Raw genomic sequence first — 17310 nt, 5'->3', positions numbered from 1 at the left:
CCCGTGCGAGGCTCCGCTTCGCGGTTCGACTTCACAGTGAACGGCACGCGGCGCCTTCGCGCCGCCGCCTGGGAGAAATTCGCTGGCTCGTCCCGGGACGCGCTGATAGGCATGGCTCATGGCGACCGAGCGTGTGACCGAGCTGACAGTGCTGCGCCCCGAGCAGTGGGACGGGTGGTTCGATCACCTGATCCGTGCCTTCGGCGGGGGTGAGGCCTCCGCGGAGGAACGCGAACTGGATCGGTCGGTCACCGAGTTCGACCGTTCCCTGGCCGCCCGGGACGGGGACACGCTCGTGGGGACGGCCGGGGCCTTCAGCTTCCGGATGACGGTGCCCGGCGGCTCCCAGGTGCCCACCGCGGGCGTCACCATGGTGAGCGTGTCCGCCACGCACCGGCGGCGCGGGGTGCTGACCTCGATGATGCGGCGCCAGCTCGACGACGTGCGCGCGCTCGGTGAGCCGCTGGCGGCGCTGACCGCCTCCGAGCCGGCGATCTACGGCCGGTTCGGGTACGGCGCGGCGACCTTCCAGTTGCACGCGGAGATCGACACGAGCCGGGTGGCCCTGGCCCCGGTCGCCGGCGCCGGGGACGTACGGCTGCGGTACGCGCAGCCCGCCCAGGCGCTGGCCGAGTGCGAGGCGGTGTACGCGGCGCTGGTGCCCCGCAGGCCCGGGATGCTGGCCCGGCAGCCGGGCTGGGAGCAGGCCGGTCTGGTCGACCCGGCGGGCAACCGGGACGGCGCGTCGGCGCTGCAGTGCGTGGTGGCCGAGCGGGACGGCGCGGTCACCGGGTTCGCCCGGTTCCGCACCAAGCTCGGCTGGGGTCCGAGCGGGCACGACGGCACGGTGACGCTGGAGGACCTGGCCGCGCTGGACCCGGCGACCGACGCGGCGCTGTGGCGCTTCCTGTTCGACATCGACCTGATGACGACCCTGAACGTGCGCGGGCGACCGGTCGACGACGCCTGGCAGTACCTGGTCTCCGACATCCGGCGCTGCCGGCCGCGCTTCCGGGACGCGTGCCATCTCCGTCTCGTCGAGGTCGGTGCGGCGCTGTCGACCCGTACCTACCAGGCGCCGGTGGACGTCGTGTTCGAGGTGGAGGACGCCTTCTGCCCCTGGAACACGGGGCGTTGGCGGCTGACCGGCGACGCGAAGGGCGCGTCCTGCGAGCGCGCCCGGGACGCCGCCGACCTGGAGCTGTCCGTACGGGAGTTGGGGACGGCGTACCTGGGCGGGGTGTCGCTGCTGTCGCTGGCGGCGGCCGGCCGGGTGCGGGAACTGCGGCCGGGGGCGCTGGCGGAGGCGTCGGTGGCGTTCGGCTCGCCGGTGGTGCCGTGGCTGCCGCACGGCTTCTGATGCGGCGGGGCTGATCCGGCAGGGCCGGTCCCGCGCCGTCTCTGTGCCCGCCGGGCCGGTCTCGCACGGCCTCTGTGCCCGCCGAGCCGGTCCCGCACGGTCTCCGCGCCCGCCGGAGCGGTCCCCCACGGTCTCTGCGCACGCCGGAGCGGTCCCCCACGGTCTCTGCGCCCGCCGGTTCCCCACGGTCAGGGTTTCTGGCAGGTGGGGCACCAGAAGAGGTTGCGGGCGGCCAGGCCGGCGGTGCGGATGCCGGTGCCGCAGATGAGGCAGGGCTGGGTGGCCCGGCGGTAGACGTACACCTCGCCGCCGTGGTCGTCCACGCGGGGCGGGCGGCCCATGGCCTCGGGGGTGTGCTCGGGGCGGACGGTGTCGATGCGGTTGTCGCGCACGCCCTCGCGCATGAGCGCGACCAGGTCGGCCCAGATCGCCTCCCACTCGGCCGGGGTGAGGTCCCGGCCCGCGCGGTAGGGGTCGATGCCGTGCCGGAAGAGGACCTCGGCCCGGTACACGTTGCCGACACCGGCGATGACCTTCTGGTCCATCAGCAGCGCGGCGACGGTCGTACGGCTGCGGGAGATCCTGCGGTACGCGGCACCCGGGTCGGCGTCCGTGCGAAGCGGGTCGGGGCCGAGGCGGTCGTGTACCGCCCGCTTCTCGGCGTCGGTGATGAGCGCGCAGGTGGTGGGGCCGCGCAGGTCGACGTACGCGGTGTCGGCGGCCAGCCGGAGCCGGACGGTGTCCGTGGGCGGGGGCGCGGGGGCCGGACCGAAGGCGACCTTGCCGAAGAGGCCGAGGTGGATGTGGACCCAGTCCGTGTCCCGGAACCGGAGGAAGAGGTGCTTGCCGTGGGCCTCGGTGCCGGTCAGAAGGGCACCGTCCAGCAGGTCCGCCGCGTCGGAGAACTTGCCCTGGGGGCTGGTCACCCGAGGGGTGGTGCCCTGGAAGCGCTCGGCGTAGTCCTGGGCCAGCCGGTGGATGGTGTGCCCTTCTGGCACGGCTGAGGTGTCCTTTCCTGCCGCTTCCCGCCGGTCCGTCCCGGCCGGTGGAGAGGCGACGAGGGCCCGGTACCGGTCCGGGCCCTCGTGGGCGCTACTGCTGCGGGTGGTGGGCCGGGATCGGGGGCAGGTCGCCGGTCGTCTCGTAGGCGGCGAGCATGTCGATGCGGCGGATGTGACGCTCGTCACCGGAGAACGGGGTGTTGAGGAACACCTCGACGAACTTCGTCGCCTCCTCCGTGCTGTGCATGCGCGCGCCGACCGCCACGACGTTGGCGTCGTTGTGCTGGCGGCCGAGCCCGGCCGTCTCCTCGCTCCAGGCCAGCGCCGCGCGCACGCCCTTCACCTTGTTCGCGGCGATCTGCTCTCCGTTGCCGGAGCCGCCGATCACGATGCCGAGCGCGTCGGGGTCGGCGGCTGTCCGCTCGGCCGCGCGCAGGCAGAAGGGCGGGTAGTCGTCCTGGGCGTCGTAGATGTGGGGCCCGCAGTCGACGGGCTCGTGCCCCGCCGCCTTGAGCCAGTCGACGAGGTGGTTCTTGAGTTCGTAGCCCGCATGGTCGGAGCCGAGATACACGCGCATGGGACGAGTGTGACACGCCGGTTTCAGGGCAGCAGCCGCGGGTGTGACATCGGCGGAATGTGAATCCTGCCATAGATCCTCAAGGGAACCTCAAGTAACAATCTGGATTCAGAGGTTCCTGAATCCGTTCACCTCGGATTCACTGGACCGGCTCGTACACCGCTCGTGCGGGCAGCTCCACCTGGCGTAAAGGAAATCCGTCCATGACCCCTGGTTCGGGCCTTCAAGCAGGACTGAAAAACCGCCACCTGACGATGATCGCGATCGGTGGCGTCATCGGAGCCGGCCTCTTCGTCGGCTCCAGTTCCGGTATCGCTACCGCGGGACCGGGCATCCTTCTGTCGTACGCCCTCGTCGGCACGCTCGTGGTGCTGGTGATGCGCATGCTCGGCGAGATGTCCGCCGCCAACCCCACCTCCGGTTCGTTCTCCGCGCACGCCGACCGTGCGCTGGGACCCTGGGCCGGTTTCTCCATCGGCTGGCTCTACTGGTTCTTCTGGGTCGTCGTGCTGGCCGTGGAGGCCACCGCCGGCGCGAAGATCCTCGAGGGCTGGATCCCGGCCGTGCCGCAATGGGGCTGGGCGCTCATCGTGATGGCCGTCCTGACCGCGACCAACCTGATCTCGGTCGGCTCCTACGGCGAGTTCGAGTTCTGGTTCGCCGGCATCAAGGTCGTGGCGATCGGCGCGTTCATCGTCGTCGGCCTGCTGGCCGTGTTCGGCGTGCTGCCGGGCGCGCACACCGACAAGGCGAGTTTCGCCAACCTCACCTCGCACGGCGGCTTCCTGCCGCACGGCCCCGGCGCGATCCTCACGGGTGTGCTGCTGGTCGTCTTCTCCTTCATGGGAAGCGAGATCGCGACCCTGGCGGCCGGCGAGTCGGAGGACCCGCAGCGCGCCGTCACCAAGTCCACCAACAGCATCATCTGGCGTATCGGAGTCTTCTACCTGGGCTCGATCCTGATCGTCGTCACCCTGCTGCCGTGGGACGACCCGGCCATCCAGAAGGACGGCTCGTACGTCGCCGCCCTGGGCTCCCTGGGCATCCCGCACGCCGGCCAGATCATGAACTTCATCGTGCTGACGTCGGTGCTGTCCTGCCTGAACTCGGGTCTGTACACGGCCTCCCGGATGGCGTTCTCGCTCGGCCAGCGCGGTGACGCGCCCAAGGCGTTCGCGCGGACCACGTCCCGCGGTGTGCCGCGGACCGCGATCCTCGTGTCCGTGCTCTTCGGCTTCGCCGCCGTCTTCTTCAACTACAAGTTCCCGGACACGGTCTTCCTCTTCCTGGTCAACTCCAGTGGTGCGGTCGCCCTGTTCGTGTGGCTGGTGATCTGCTTCTCGCAGCTGCGCATGCGGCGGATCATCCAGCGGGAGGCGCCGGAGAAGCTCGTCGTGAAGATGTGGCTGTACCCGTACCTGACCTGGGCGACGGCTGCGCTGATCGTGGGCGTCTTCTGCTACATGCTGACCGACACCCAGGGTGAGAGCAGCGGCCGGACGACCGTGGAGCTGTCCCTGCTGGTGGCCGCCCTCGTGATCGCGGCCTCTCTGATCAAGCAGAAGGTCGCGGGCCGCCGGCCGGCTCCGGCCGTGGAGGACGCGGCGGAGAAGGTGTCCGTCGGCTGACCACACCCGGCCCACCGCCATGACGAAGGGGAGGGAGTCCCATGGGACTCCCTCCCCTTCGTCGTTCGTACGCCCGGCTGGGGCGGGGGTGTCAGCGCCTGCCCGTGAGCTTCCAGGCGGCGGGCAGAGCGCCCATGGCCAGGGCCGCCTTCAGGGCGTCGCCGATCAGGAACGGGGTGAGGCCGGCGGCGACGGCCTGGGAGAAGGACAGGTGGGCGGCCAGGGCCAGGTACGGCACGCCGACCGCGTAGATGATCGCCTCCCCGAGGACCATCGCGCCCGCCATGCGCAGCGGGGAGCGGTCGGCGCCGCGACGGGCCAGGGCGCCGACGGCGGCGGAGGCGAGCAGCATGCCGAGGACGTAACCGAAGGAGACGGCGCCCGCGCCGGAGCCGCCCTCCGCGAACCACGGCAGGCCGGCCACGCCCGCGAGCACGTACAGGGCGAGGGAGAGGAAGCCGCGGCGGGCGCCGAGGGCGGTGCCGACGAGCAGCGCGGCGAAGGTCTGACCGGTCACCGGCACCGGGGAGCCGGGCACGGGCACCGAGAGCTGGGCCGCGAGGCCGGTGAGCACGGCACCGCCGAGCACCAGCGCGATGTCGCGGGTCCGCGAAGCGGGCAGCAGGTCGGCGAGGACTTCACCGGGGCGGACGGTTGCGGTGGCGGTGCTCATGGGGACTCCGCGTGGGGCGAGGGCAGATGGGACACCGTGACGCTATCCCGGCGGCCTCGCGGTGATCACCGTCAGCGCTCGACAAAGGGGGGAACGAGGGCTTTATGGGCTCCCGACAAAAGGTGGCGGTTACACCCGGTACGGCGTGACAACGGTCACTGAGGCGGGGATGCGCAGCCCACTCGGGGGCCGCCGACGGGACTGTGGAACCTCGCCAATGAACCCTAGTGGACTGGTCGGATTCCCCCTTCCTGCCCTACGCTTCCGGCATGGTTGCCCAGGCCCGGTACTTCACGTCGCGTCGCTATGTCGACCTGCGACGGCAGGGCACGGCCACCTGTCGCCGTCCGGGGTAGGGGCGCACCCCGGCGCGCCCTCGCCCTCCGAGACGTGTCGGCCCCGTTCCCGAGGACGGTCCTCCATGCCCCGTACCGCGGCATCCACCCTTGTCTCCCCCGTTCCCCGTGCCGCCGACAGCGACCGGCGGCGCACGAGCGCCAGTGTCGTGCTGCGGTCCGTGCTGGAGCACGGGCCGGTGGCGCGCAGCACCGTCGCCCGGCTGACCGGGCTGTCCCCCGCGGCCGTGACCGAGCACTGCGCCCGGCTGGCCGGACTCGGGCTGCTCCGCGAGGAGCCCGCGCCGCGCCGCTCGAACGGCGTGGGCCGGCCGCACGTCCCCGTCGACCTCGACACCGGGCGGTTCGTGGTCGGCGGGGTGCACGTGGCCGTGCCGTACACCACCGTCGCACTGCTCGATCTGCGCGGCCGGGTGGTCGCCCGGCACGAGCTGAAGCACGAACGGCCGGACCCGGAACGGGTGCTGGCCCGCGCCGCTGACGGGCTCGCGGCGCTGCTCGCGCGGGCGCCGGACCGCCGCTCGCTGGGGATCGGTGTCGCCGCCGGCGGCTGGGTGGACCGGGAGTCGGGCACCGTCGTCGAGCACGAACTGCTGGGCTGGCGTGAGGTGCCGGTGCGGGAGCTGCTCGAGGACCGCACCGGCCTGCCCGTCCACGTCGACGGGCACGCGCGGGCGCTGGTGAGCGGTGAGCGGCTGTTCGGGCGGGCCCGGGGCAGCCGGAGCGTGCTGCACCTGTTCGTCGGCAACATGGTCGACGCGGCGTTCGCCACCAACGACGAGGTGCACCACGGGCCCCGCTCGCAGGCCGGTGCGATCGCCCACCTTCCGGTGCCCGGCGGCACCGAGCCGTGCGTCTGCGGCCGTACGGGGTGCCTGCAGGCCGAGTTGAGCGAGCGGACGCTGTGCCGACGGGCCCGGGCGGCCGGGGTGACCGACTCGGGCAATCCCATGCACGTGGTGGCCGCGGCGGCGGCTGGTGACGCGGTGGCCCGGCGGCTGCTGGTGGAGCGGGCGCGGGCGACGGGCCGGGCGGCCGGGCTGCTGCTGGACGTGCTCAACCCGGAGACGGTCGTGGTGACCGAGGTGGGTGCGATGCGCTTCGACGACTGCCTGACCGCGCTGCGGGAAGCGGCCGGGAAACGACGCGCGGCGTCCGTGCTGCCGACGAGTTTCCCCGATTCGGTACTCGCGGTGGCGGGTGGCTCGGTGATGCTGGACGTGCTGTTCCGGGATCCGCTGGGCGCTTCACCTGAGGCTATTTAATTCAGAAACTCGGAATGTTGACAGGGGGCGGCGATGGCGGCGAACATGCTGGTCATGAACTCGCTCACGAGCTGTCGCACCCTCTGTTGCTGACATGTTGCCGCGCATGAAGCGCGCGTTTCCGTCTGCGTGAGTTCTCTTTCCCCAAGCTCTCCCATGAGCTTTTCCTCCGGCTTTCCGCCGGGAATTCCGGCTGCCTTACGGCCTGCCTTTCCGCTTTGCGTACCCAGGGAGTCCTCCCATGTCTGCTCCGCCTGTCACCGGTCTCGACCGCCGCCTGTTCCTGACCTCCGTGCTCGGCGCGTCCGCCGCCGTCGCGGGTCTCGGCGGCTGCGCGGGCGGCAGCGCCGCCGCCGGCACCGAGGGCGCCCTCACCCGCCCCCTCGCCGCCAAGGTCCCGGCCGGCACCAGCCTGAAGATCTCCTCCTACCAGAACACCCAGCAGCTCCAGTTCAAGCTGGCCAAGCTGCCCGCGCTGCCGTTCGAGGTGTCCGACTGGCTGAACATCGGGGCCGGTCCGGACGTCATCAACGCCTTCCGCGCCAAGTCCCTCGACCTCGCCAACAACGCGGGCATCCCGCCGATCCAGGCGCACTACCAGGGCTTCGACGCGAAGATCGTGGCGATCAACGTGACCCGCAAGCCCAACTACCTCTTCGCCACCAAGCCCGGCAGCGACATCCGCACGGCCGAGGACTTCCGCGGCAGGAAGCTCGCCTTCTCGCAGGGCCAGGCCCAGGGCGTCGTGCTGCTGCGGGCGCTGAAGAAGGCAGGCCTGAAGTACGACCAGGTGACGCTGGTCCCGCTGACCAGCAACCAGTTCCTGACCGCCCTGCAGTCCGGCCAGGTCGACGTGGCCCCGCTCGGCAACAGCCAGGCACCCGCCTATCTCAAGCAGTACGGGAGCAGGGGCGCCCGTGTCATCAAGACCGACGTCGTCGACCTGCTCAACCTGCTGTGGGCACCGCGGTCCGTGCTCGCCGACCCGGCGAAGGCCGCCGCGGTCGCCGCGTACATCCCGCACTGGGCCAAGGGCCAGGTGTGGCAGTACGAACACCCGGACGTGTGGGACGAGGAGTTCTACGTCAAGACGCAGAACCTGACTCTCGACCAGGCGAAGGCCGTCACCGCGCTCGCCAACAAGCCGCTGTTCCCGCCGAGCTGGGACGAGGCGATCAGGTGGGAGCAGGAGACGGCCGATCTGCTCGCCGAGGGCGGGTTCGTGAAGAAGTTCGACGTCTCCTCGCTCTTCGACCACCGCTTCGAGGCCATCGCTGCCAGGGCCGTACCGGCGGAGTACCGGAGGTGAGCGCCGTGACCACGACCACGACCGCCGTGGTGGCACCGGCCGCCCCGGAACTGCCCCAGGTCCGCCGGCGCCGGCGGCTCTCCCCCGGGCGCCGGCTGCCCGCCGCCCGGCTCGCCGGGCCGCTCGCCGTCCTCGCCCTGTGGGCCGTCGCCTCGGCCGCGGGCGCGCTCGACCCGGGCGCGATACCGGCGCCCTGGACGGTGCTGAGGACCGCCGGCCACCTGTGGACCGACGGCACGCTGCCCACGGACGTGCTCACCTCGCTCAGGCGGGCCGCCTACGGCTTCGCGATCGGCCTGACCGCCGGCGTGCTGCTCGCGCTGGTCGCCGGGCTCAGCCGGGCCGGGGAAGCGCTGATCGACGGGACCGTGCAGCTCAACCGGGCGATCCCGACCCTGGGTCTGATCCCGCTGTTCATCCTCTGGCTGGGCATCGGCGAGACCTTCAAGATCGCCATCATCGCGATCGTCGTCTACATCCCCATCTATCTGAACACGCACGCCGCGCTGTCCGGCATCGACACCCGGTTCGTCGAACTCGCCGAGGTGCAGGGCCTGTCGAGGCTCGCCTTCGTCCGGCGGGTGGTGATCCCCGGGGCGCTGCCCGGATTCTTCGTGGGACTCCGGCTCGGCGTCACCGGCTCCTGGCTGGGCCTGGTGGTCCTGGAGCAGATCAACGCCACCAGCGGCCTCGGCTACCTGATGTTCCAGGCGCAGAACTACGGCCAGAGCGACGTCATCCTGGTCGGCCTGCTGATCTACGGCGTCTTCGGCCTGATCTCCGACAGCGTGGTCCGTCTCGTCGAACGGAGGGTGCTGTCGTGGCGCCGCACACTGAGCAGCTGACCCGGCCCGCGGTACGACTGCGCGGCCTGACCCGGTCGTTCGGCGGCCGTACCGTCCTCGACAACATCGATCTCGATCTGCCCGCCGGCCAGTTCACGGCCCTGCTCGGGCACAGCGGCTCGGGCAAGTCGACCCTGCTGCGGGCCGTCGCCGGACTCGATCACGGAGTCGCCGGGAACGGGCAACTCAGCGCCCCGGAACGGGTGTCGGTGGTCTTCCAGGACTCCCGGCTGCTGCCCTGGGCCAGAGTGCTGGACAACGTCCTGCTCGGCACCGAGGGCAAGGACGCGGAACAGCGCGGCCGGGCCGCCCTGGCGGAGGTGGGACTCGGCGGCCGCGAGCGGGCCTGGCCGGGCGAGCTGTCCGGCGGCGAGGCACAGCGCGCCGCGCTCGCCCGCTCCCTGGTCCGCGAGCCCGAACTGCTGCTGGCGGACGAGCCGTTCGGGGCGCTGGACGCGCTGACCCGGATCCGGATGCACAACCTGCTGCGCGAGCTGTGGAAGCGGCACCGGCCCTCGGTGCTGCTCGTCACCCACGACGTGGACGAGGCGATCGTGCTCGCCGACCGGGTCCTCGTCCTGGACCGGGGCCGGATCGGCCTCGACCTGACCATCGACCGTCCCCACCCGCGCTCCTACCGGGAGCCGGTGCTGGGCGAGTACCGCGAGCGGCTGCTGGCCGCGCTCGGTGTCACGGAGGACCACGAGTGACCACGAGACAGCTTCACCTCAACGCGTTCCTGATGAACACCGGCCACCACGAGGCGTCGTGGCGGCTGCCGGAGAGCGACCCGTACGCGCACGTCGACCTCGCCCACTACGTGAGGCTGGCCCGGATCGCCGAGCGCGGCACCTTCGACTCGCTCTTCCTCGCCGACGGCCCGCAGCTGTGGAGCAACCTCGCCCAGCGCCCGGCCGGCGCCCTGGAACCGCTCACCCTGCTCACCGCGCTGGCGACGGCCACCGAGCACATCGGGCTGATCGCCACCGCCTCCACCTCCTACAACTCCCCCTACAACCTGGCCCGCAGGTTCGCCTCGCTGGACATCGTCAGCGGCGGCCGGGCCGGCTGGAACATCGTCACCACGGCAGGCCGGGAGGCCGCCCGCAACTTCGGTCTGGACGCCGAACCCGCGCACGCCGAGCGGTACGCCCGCGCGGCCGAGTTCCTCGAGGTGTCCCTCAAGCTCTGGGACAGCTGGGAGGACGACGCGATCGTCGCCGACAAGGCGGCCGGCGTCTGGGGCGACGACGGCAAGATCCACCCGCCCCGGCACAAGGGAACGTACTTCGGCGTCGAGGGCGCCCTCAACGTGCCGCGTTCCCCGCAGGGCTACCCGCTGCTGGTGCAGGCCGGCTCCTCCGAGGACGGCAAGGCCTTCGCCGCCCGGTACGCGGAGGCGGTGTTCACCGCCCAGCAGACCCTCGCGGACGCCCAGGCCTTCTACGCCGACCTCAAGTCCCGTACGGCCGGGGCGGGCCGGAACCCCGAGCACATCAAGGTGCTGCCCGGCATCGTCCCGGTGCTCGGCTCGACCGAGGCCGAGGCGCGGGCCGGCGAGCAGGTGCTGGAGGACCACATCGTCCCCGAGCACGGCCGGGCCCGGCTGGAGAACCTGCTGCACCTGGAGCCCGGCACCCTCGACCTGGACCGGCGACTGCCCGAGGACCTGCCGCCGGAGACCGCCATCGAGGGCGCCAAGAGCCGCTACACCCTCGTGGTGGAGCTGGCCCGGCGCGAGCGGCTGACCGTACGCCGGCTCATCGGACGGCTCGGCGGCGGACGCGGGCACCTCACCTTCGCCGGGACGCCCGAGCAGGTCGCCGGCCAGATAGAGACCTGGTTCACCCAGGGCGCCGCCGACGGCTTCAACATCATGCCCGCCGTACTGCCCTCCGGTCTGGAGGCCTTCGTCGAGCACGTCGTGCCGATCCTGCGCAAGCGCGGCCTGCTGCGCACGGAGTACGACGGCCGCCCCCGCCAAACCCTGCGGGAGCGCTACGGCCTGCCCCGCCCCGCCAACCAGTACCTCACACCCGCCTCCGTCTGAAAGGACCACCGAACATGTCACTCGAGATCACCAAGGTCACCGCTCGCATCGGCGCCCGGGTCTCCGGCGTCGACATCTCCCGGCCGCTCGCCCCGGAGCAGGTCGCCGGCATCCGCGAGGCGCTGAACGCCCACAAGGCGCTCGTCTTCGACGACGTGCACCTGGACGACGCCGGCCAGCAGGCCTTCGTCCGCCACCTCGGCGACCTCACCACCGCCCATCCGACGGTCGGCGCCGTCGACGGCTCCCCGAACGTGCTGCCCGTGGACAGCGAGCGGGGCCGCGCCAACCACTGGCACACCGACGTCACCTTCGTCCTCAACCCACCGCAGGCCAGCACACTGCGCTCGATCACCGTCCCGCCGTACGGCGGCGAGACCCTGATCGCGAACGCGGCGGCCGCCTACCGGGATCTGCCCGAGCCGCTGCGCCGGCTCGCCGACACCCTGTGGGCCGAGCACACCAACGACTACGACTACGCGGTGCCGGACGAGGCGATCGACGAGGAGAAGGCCGCCCAGCGCGCCCGGTTCACGTCGATCAAGTACCGCACCGCCCATCCGGTGGTCCGCGTCCATCCGCTGACCGGTGAGCGCGGGCTGTTCATCGGCGGGTTCGCGCAGCGGATCGTGGGGCTGTCGGTGGGTGAGTCCCGCAAGATCCTCGACGTGCTGCAGGCGTACGTCACCCGCCCGGAGAACGTGCTGCGCCACCGCTGGTCGCCGAACCAGCTCGTCCTCTTCGACAACCGCATCACCCAGCACTACGCCATCGACAACTACGACGGGCGGCCGCGCCGGCTGCACCGGGTGACCGCCGCCGGTGACGTCCCGGTCGGTGTCGAGGGCAAGGAGAGCTACTCGATCGAGGGTGACGCCTCGCACTACACCCCGCTCGCCGCGTAACCGGAGTCTCACCCTTCGTACAGCGCGCGTCCGGATGCTGGGCGGCCCCTTCGCGTGAGCGAACGGGCCGCCCAGACTGGCCGGGTTTTTGCCCGCCGATGACTGGACGAGCCGCGCCCATGCCCCACAGCACCCTCGAGACGCCACCGCGGCAGCGGTCCGGCGACTCCCTCTCCCACGGTCTCAAGCAGCGCCACCTGTCGATGATCGCCCTCGGCGGAGTGATCGGCGCCGGCCTGTTCGTCGGCTCCGGCGCCGGTATCGCGGCCGCCGGACCCTCCATCGTCGTCGCGTACGCGATCTCCGGCGTGCTGGTGATGCTGGTGATGCGGATGCTCGGCGAGATGTCGGCCGCCTACCCGTCCTCGGGATCGTTCTCCGCCCACGCCGAGCGGGCCATCGGCCCGTGGGCCGGGTTCGCCGCCGGCTGGTCCTTCTGGGTGCTGCTGTGCACTGCGGTGGGCCTGGAGGGCATCGGCGCGGCGAACATCGTGCAGGGCTGGCTGCCGAACACCCCGCAGTGGGCCTGGGTGGCCCTGTTCATGCTGGTGTTCTGCGGTGCGAACCTCGCGGCCGTGAAGAACTTCGGCGAGTTCGAGTTCTGGTTCGCGGCGCTGAAGGTCGGCGCGATCGGCCTGTTCCTGGTCCTCGGCGGGCTGGCCCTCGCGGGCGTCCTGCCCGGCACCCACTCCCCCGGCACCTCGCACCTCGGCGACTTCCTGCCGAACGGCAGCGAGGGCCTGGTGGTCGGCCTGCTGGCCTCGGTCTTCGCCTACGGCGGACTGGAGACGGTCACCATCGCGGCGGCCGAGTCACAGGACCCGGTCAAGGGCGTGGCGAGCGCGGTGCGCACCGCGATGTGGCGGATCGCCCTGTTCTACATCGGCTCGATGGCGGTCATCGTGGCCCTGGTCCCGTGGAACGCCAAGTCGGTCGTGACGGACGGCCCGTACGTCGCCGCCCTGCGGGAGATCGGCCTCCCCGGCGCCGACCAGGTGATGAACGTGGTCATCCTGGTGGCCCTGCTGTCGGCGATGAACGCCAACATCTACGGCTCCTCGCGCATCGCCTACTCGCTGGTCGAGCGCGGCCAGGGCCCGAAGGTGCTGGCGAAGGTCTCCGGCGGGGTGCCGCGGATCGCCGTCCTCGTCTCGTCGGTCGTCGGCTTCGGGTGCGTGCTGCTCAGCTACTGGCGGCCGGACGACGTCTTCGCCTGGCTGCTGAACATGATCGGCGCGGTGATCCTGGTCGTCTGGATCTTCATCGCGGTCTCCCAGCTGCTGCTGCGCCGCCGCATCGAGTGGGAGGCGCCCGAGAAGCTGGTCGTGCGGATGTGGGCGTTCCCGTACCTCACCTGGGTCGCCCTGGCCGGCATGGCGGCGATCTTCGTCCTCATGGCCCGGGAGCCGGACACCCGCCTGCAGCTGCTGTCGACCGGCGGCATGACGCTGTTCCTCGCGGCCGTGGGCTACGCCTGGCAGCGGACCCGCGCCAGGAGCTGACCCGGCCCCGCCCCGGTTCCACCCCGAAGGCTGGCCGGCTGATCGTGGAGCAGGTCTACGACCATCAGGGCAACGTCGGCCAGGGCTCGACCCGATCCTCGTCTTCGACGCCTGGGAGCACGCCTTCTACCTGCAGTACCGCAACCAGAAGGTGGACTTCGTCGAGGCCATGTGGCAGGTCGTGAACTGGCAGGACGTGGCGAGGCGCTACACGGCCGCCAGGTCCCGCGCGGACGTGCTGCCGCTCGCCCCGTGAGAACGTCCTGCCTCGTGATCGTCTTCTCACCCTTCACGGCGGCAGGCGGATGAGGGAGGGCCCCCGCGAGGACAGGACTCGCGGGGGCCCTCCGGCTGTGCGCAGGCTCTACAGGTTGCTGAAGTCCGGGCCCTTGGTGCGGGTCCGCTTGATCTCGTAGAAGCCGGGGACGGAGGCGACCGCGAGGGTGCCGTCCCACAGGCGGGCCGCCTCCTCGCCCTTGGGGGCGGGGGTGACGACCGGGCCGAAGAAGGCGATCTGCTCGCCGTCGGGGCCCGGCACCGCGATGACCGGGGTGCCGACGTCCTGGCCGACCTTCTCGATGCCCTCCTTGTGGGAGGCGCGCAGCTCGGCGTCGAACTCGAAGTCCTGCTGCTCGGCGTACTCGATCAGATCGGCGGGCAGGCCGACGTCCGCGAGCGCGCCCGCGACGGCCTCCAGGGTGGGGCCCTCGCCGTTGTTGTGGATGCGGGTGCCGAGCGCGGTGTAGAGCGGGCCGAGGATGTCCGCCCCGTGCTTCTGCCAGGCGGCGGTGACCACGCGCACCGGCTGCCAGGCCTTGGTGGCGAGCATGTCCCGGTAGTCCTCGGGCAGCTCGTCCAGCCGGTTCTCGTTGAGGACGGCGAGGCTCATGATGTGCCAGCTGATCTCGATGTCCCGGACCTTCTCGACCTCCAGCACCCAGCGGGAGGTCATCCAGGCCCAGGGGCACAGCGGGTCGAACCAGAAGTCCACGGGGGTCTTGCCGGAGGGGGTCGCGGTCTCGGACATGCTTCTCCTCAGCGAAGGTCTTTTGAAGCGGCAACAGCCCCACCGCTCCCGCCATTCCCGCACCGGCCGTGTCGAGGGGTTTCCCTGATGTGCCGTGTCAGGTGCGCATGGCAGGATCGGTCCTGTTGTGAGGTGTCCAAGCGACCACAAGGGAGTGCCACGACGTGCCCGGTGAGAATCTGACCCGCGACGAGGCCCGGGAGCGGGCCGCCCTGCTGTCGGTGGACGGCTACGAGGTGGCGCTGGATCTGCGGTCCGCCGTCGGGGACGGGGGCGCCGAGCCGCGCACCTTCCGTTCCGTGACGGTGATCAGGTTCCGCTGCGACGAGCCGGGCGCGTCGAGCTTCGCCGACCTGATCGCGCCGAGCGTTACCTCGATCACGCTCAACGGGAAGGACCTGGACCCCGGCGCGGTCTTCGACGGCTCCCGGATCCTGCTGGAGGACCTGGCCGCCGAGAACGAGCTGACGGTCCACGCCCAGTGCGCCTACTCCCGCACCGGTGAGGGCATGCACCGCTTCGTCGACCCCGAGGACGGCGAGGTCTACCTCTACACCCAGTACGAGCCGGCCGACGCCCGCCGGGTCTACGCCAACTTCGAGCAGCCGGACCTGAAGGCGCCGTACCGCTTCGAGGTGCGGGCGCCCGAGGGCTGGACGGTGTGGAGCAACGGCGCCGGTGAACTCAAGGACGGCGTCTGGCGGTTCGCGGAGACCAAGCCGATCTCGACGTACATCACCTGCGTGGTGGCGGGGCCGTACCACCATGTGACGGACCACTACGAGCGGGTCTTCGAGGACGGCACGAAGCTGGAGATCCCGCTGGGCGCGATGTGCCGCAAGGGGCTCGCCCCGCACTTCGACGCCGAGGACGTCTTCCTGGTCACCAAGCAGGGCCTGGACTTCTTCCACGACCACTTCGACTACCCGTACCCGTTCGGGAAGTACGACCAGGCCTTCGTCCCCGAGTACAACCTGGGGGCGATGGAGAACCCGGGTCTGGTGACCTTCCGCGAGGAGTACATCTTCCGCGGCAAGGTGACGCAGGCGTCGTACGAGGCGCGGGCCAACGTGATCCTGCACGAGATGGCCCACATGTGGTTCGGCGACCTGGTCACCATGGAGTGGTGGGACGACCTGTGGCTGAAGGAGTCCTTCGCGGACTTCATGGGCACGTTCGTGAACGTCGGCGCGACCCGCTTCACCGACGCCTGGATCACCTTCGCCAACCGCCGCAAGGCCTGGGCCTACCGCGCGGACCAGCTGCCCTCCACGCACCCGATCACTGCGGACATCCGCGACCTGCAGGACGCCAAGCTCAACTTCGACGGCATCACCTACGCCAAGGGCGCCTCCGTGCTCAAGCAGCTGGTGGCGTACGTCGGCCAGGACGCCTTCCTCGAGGGTGCCCGCCGCTACTTCAAGCGCAACGCCTACGGCAACACCCGCCTCGGCGACCTGCTGTCGGTGCTGGCGGAGACCAGCGGCCGGGACATGACGGTGTGGGCCCGGTCCTGGCTGCAGACGGCCGGCGTCAACTCACTGATCCCGCAGGTGCTGCTGGACACCGAGGGCGGCCGGATCGCCGAGCTGGCCGTGGTCCAGGAGGCGCCCGAGGCGTACCCGGAGCTGCGTCCGCACCGGGTCGCGGTGGGCCTGTACCGGCGTACGCCCGAGGGCGCGCTGGAGCGGTACGCGCGCGTGGAGACGGACGTCGAGGGACCGCGTACGGTCGTGGCGGAGCTGGCCGGTGCCGAGGCGCCGGAGCTGGTGCTGGTCAACGACGACGACCTGACGTACTGCAAGGTCCGCTTCGACGAGACCTCGCTGGCCACCCTGCGCGAGCACCTGGGGGCGCTCACCGACCCGCTGGCCCGCGCCCTGTGCTGGTCGGCGCTGTGGAACCTCACCCGGGACGCCCTGCTGCCGGCCCGGGACTTCATCGGCCTGGTGCTGCGGTTCGCGGGCCGCGAGTCCGACATCGGCGTGCTGCAGATGCTGCACGCCTGGGCCAACTCGGCGCTGGTGCACTACGCGGCGCCGGCGTGGCGGGCGACCGGCGAGCGGCTGGTGGCCGAGGGGGCGCTGCGCGAGCTGCGGGCGGCCGAGCCGGGCGGTGAGCACCAGCTCGCCTGGGCGCGCTTCTTCGCCACGGTGACCTCGGCGGAGGCCGACCTCGCCCTGCTGAAGGGCCTGCTGGACGGCACGGAGACGGTCGACGGTCTGGCGGTGGACCAGGAGCTGCGCTGGGCGTTCCTGGAGCCGCTGGCGGCGCACGGGGTGGCGGACGAGGCGGTGCTGGCGGCCGAACTGGCCCGTGACGACACGGCGTCCGGCAAGCGGCACCAGGTCCGCTGTCTGGCGGCCCGCCCGTCGGCGGCGGTGAAGGCGCAGGCCTGGGCGCGGGTGGTGGAGTCCGACGCGCTGTCCAACGCGCTCGTGGAGGCGACCATCGCGGGCTTCGGCCTGCCCTCGCAGCGGGAGCTGACCGCGCCGTACGCGGAGAAGTACTTCGCGGTGATCGAGCGGGTGTGGCGGGAGCGGTCGATCCAGATCGGCATGGACGTCGTGCGCGGTCTGTACCCCTCCTACCAGGACCGGCCGGAGACGCTGGCGGCGACCGACGCCTGGCTCGAGGCGCACGCGGACGCGGCCCCGGCGCTGCGCCGGCTGGTGCTGGAGGCACGGGACGACCTGGCGCGGGCACTGCGCGGACAGGAGTGCGACGCGGCGGCGGCCGGCCGATGACCCTTGGCCACGGATTCCGCTTTCGGTGACCGTTACGGAATTCAGTCAATAGCAGCCGTAACCCC

14 protein-coding genes and 1 pseudogene are annotated in these 17310 nt (G+C 71.5%); 11 read left to right on the top strand and 4 right to left on the bottom strand.

What is annotated here, in order from left to right; all coding sequences use genetic code 11:
• Window positions 1-118: 118 nt before the first annotated feature.
• Window positions 119-1360, top strand: coding sequence for a GNAT family N-acetyltransferase (locus ACFVVO_RS16675; protein WP_390055526.1), 1242 nt, complete (start codon window positions 119-121; stop codon window positions 1358-1360).
• 188 nt (window positions 1361-1548) lie between these two features.
• Here ACFVVO_RS16675 and ACFVVO_RS16670 read toward each other — a convergent pair whose 3' ends face one another.
• Window positions 1549-2358, bottom strand: coding sequence for an Fpg/Nei family DNA glycosylase (locus tag ACFVVO_RS16670; protein ID WP_390055524.1), 810 nt, complete (start codon window positions 2356-2358; stop codon window positions 1549-1551).
• A gap of 94 nt (window positions 2359-2452) precedes the next feature.
• Complete coding sequence (locus tag ACFVVO_RS16665) at window positions 2453-2938, bottom strand: ribose-5-phosphate isomerase (RefSeq protein WP_359544545.1); 486 nt, start codon at window positions 2936-2938, stop codon at window positions 2453-2455.
• Between the two features lie 203 nt (window positions 2939-3141).
• On the opposite strand from ACFVVO_RS16665, the gene ACFVVO_RS16660 reads away from it, so the two are divergent.
• On the top strand, window positions 3142-4566 hold the full coding sequence (locus ACFVVO_RS16660; RefSeq protein ID WP_390055522.1) for an amino acid permease: 1425 nt from the start codon (window positions 3142-3144) through the stop codon (window positions 4564-4566).
• Between the two features lie 91 nt (window positions 4567-4657).
• Here the strand turns inward: ACFVVO_RS16660 and ACFVVO_RS16655 are convergent, their stop codons facing one another.
• Complete coding sequence (locus ACFVVO_RS16655; protein ID WP_390055520.1) at window positions 4658-5239, bottom strand: biotin transporter BioY; 582 nt, start codon at window positions 5237-5239, stop codon at window positions 4658-4660.
• Between the two features lie 421 nt (window positions 5240-5660).
• Here ACFVVO_RS16655 and ACFVVO_RS16650 point away from each other — a divergent pair, with 421 nt between their 5' ends.
• The 8 genes and pseudogenes from ACFVVO_RS16650 to ACFVVO_RS16615 all read left to right on the top strand — a co-directional run.
• Window positions 5661-6860 (top strand): ROK family protein, encoded by a 1200-nt coding sequence (locus tag ACFVVO_RS16650; RefSeq protein WP_390055518.1) that lies wholly within the window; start codon window positions 5661-5663, stop codon window positions 6858-6860.
• A gap of 241 nt (window positions 6861-7101) precedes the next feature.
• Window positions 7102-8169: an ABC transporter substrate-binding protein gene (locus tag ACFVVO_RS16645; protein ID WP_390055516.1), complete on the top strand. Its 1068-nt coding sequence runs from the start codon at window positions 7102-7104 to the stop codon at window positions 8167-8169.
• Window positions 8166-9014, top strand: coding sequence for an ABC transporter permease (locus ACFVVO_RS16640; RefSeq protein WP_390055514.1), 849 nt, complete (start codon window positions 8166-8168; stop codon window positions 9012-9014). Before ACFVVO_RS16645 ends, ACFVVO_RS16640 begins: the two co-directional genes overlap by 4 nt.
• Window positions 8990-9724 (top strand): ABC transporter ATP-binding protein, encoded by a 735-nt coding sequence (locus ACFVVO_RS16635; RefSeq protein ID WP_390055512.1) that lies wholly within the window; start codon window positions 8990-8992, stop codon window positions 9722-9724. Before ACFVVO_RS16640 ends, ACFVVO_RS16635 begins: the two co-directional genes overlap by 25 nt.
• Window positions 9721-11064 carry an LLM class flavin-dependent oxidoreductase gene (locus ACFVVO_RS16630; protein WP_390055511.1) on the top strand — a complete coding sequence of 448 codons (1344 nt, stop codon included), beginning with the start codon at window positions 9721-9723 and terminating at the stop codon, window positions 11062-11064. The genes ACFVVO_RS16635 and ACFVVO_RS16630 overlap by 4 nt, the downstream gene beginning before the upstream one ends.
• Before the next feature lie 14 nt (window positions 11065-11078).
• A complete protein-coding gene (locus ACFVVO_RS16625) occupies window positions 11079-11969 on the top strand; it encodes a TauD/TfdA dioxygenase family protein (RefSeq protein ID WP_390055509.1) in 891 nt (296 codons plus the stop codon).
• Window positions 11970-12088: 119 nt separating this feature from the next.
• A complete protein-coding gene (locus ACFVVO_RS16620; RefSeq protein ID WP_390055508.1) occupies window positions 12089-13471 on the top strand; it encodes an amino acid permease in 1383 nt (460 codons plus the stop codon).
• 23 nt (window positions 13472-13494) lie between these two features.
• A pseudogene (locus ACFVVO_RS16615) lies at window positions 13495-13727 on the top strand (Fe-Mn family superoxide dismutase); the annotation flags it as partial.
• A 108-nt stretch (window positions 13728-13835) separates the two neighbouring features.
• Here the strand turns inward: ACFVVO_RS16615 and ACFVVO_RS16610 are convergent.
• Entirely contained in the window at window positions 13836-14498 is a 663-nt protein-coding gene (locus tag ACFVVO_RS16610; RefSeq protein ID WP_390055506.1) for a disulfide bond formation protein DsbA, read from the bottom strand.
• A gap of 164 nt (window positions 14499-14662) precedes the next feature.
• Between ACFVVO_RS16610 and pepN the strand changes: the two genes are divergently transcribed.
• The gene (gene pepN / locus ACFVVO_RS16605; protein WP_390055504.1) at window positions 14663-17245 is read left to right on the top strand and encodes an aminopeptidase N; all 2583 of its coding nucleotides are present in this window, start codon (window positions 14663-14665) and stop codon (window positions 17243-17245) included.
• The last annotated feature ends 65 nt before the right edge of the window (window positions 17246-17310 follow it).

Origin of the sequence: Streptomyces sp. NPDC058145 (assembly GCF_042884245.1) — a bacterium.
GTDB lineage: Bacteria > Actinomycetota > Actinomycetes > Streptomycetales > Streptomycetaceae > Streptomyces.
The sequence above is the reverse complement of the archived record's forward strand: the minus strand, read 5'-3'. Positions and strand labels throughout refer to the sequence as shown.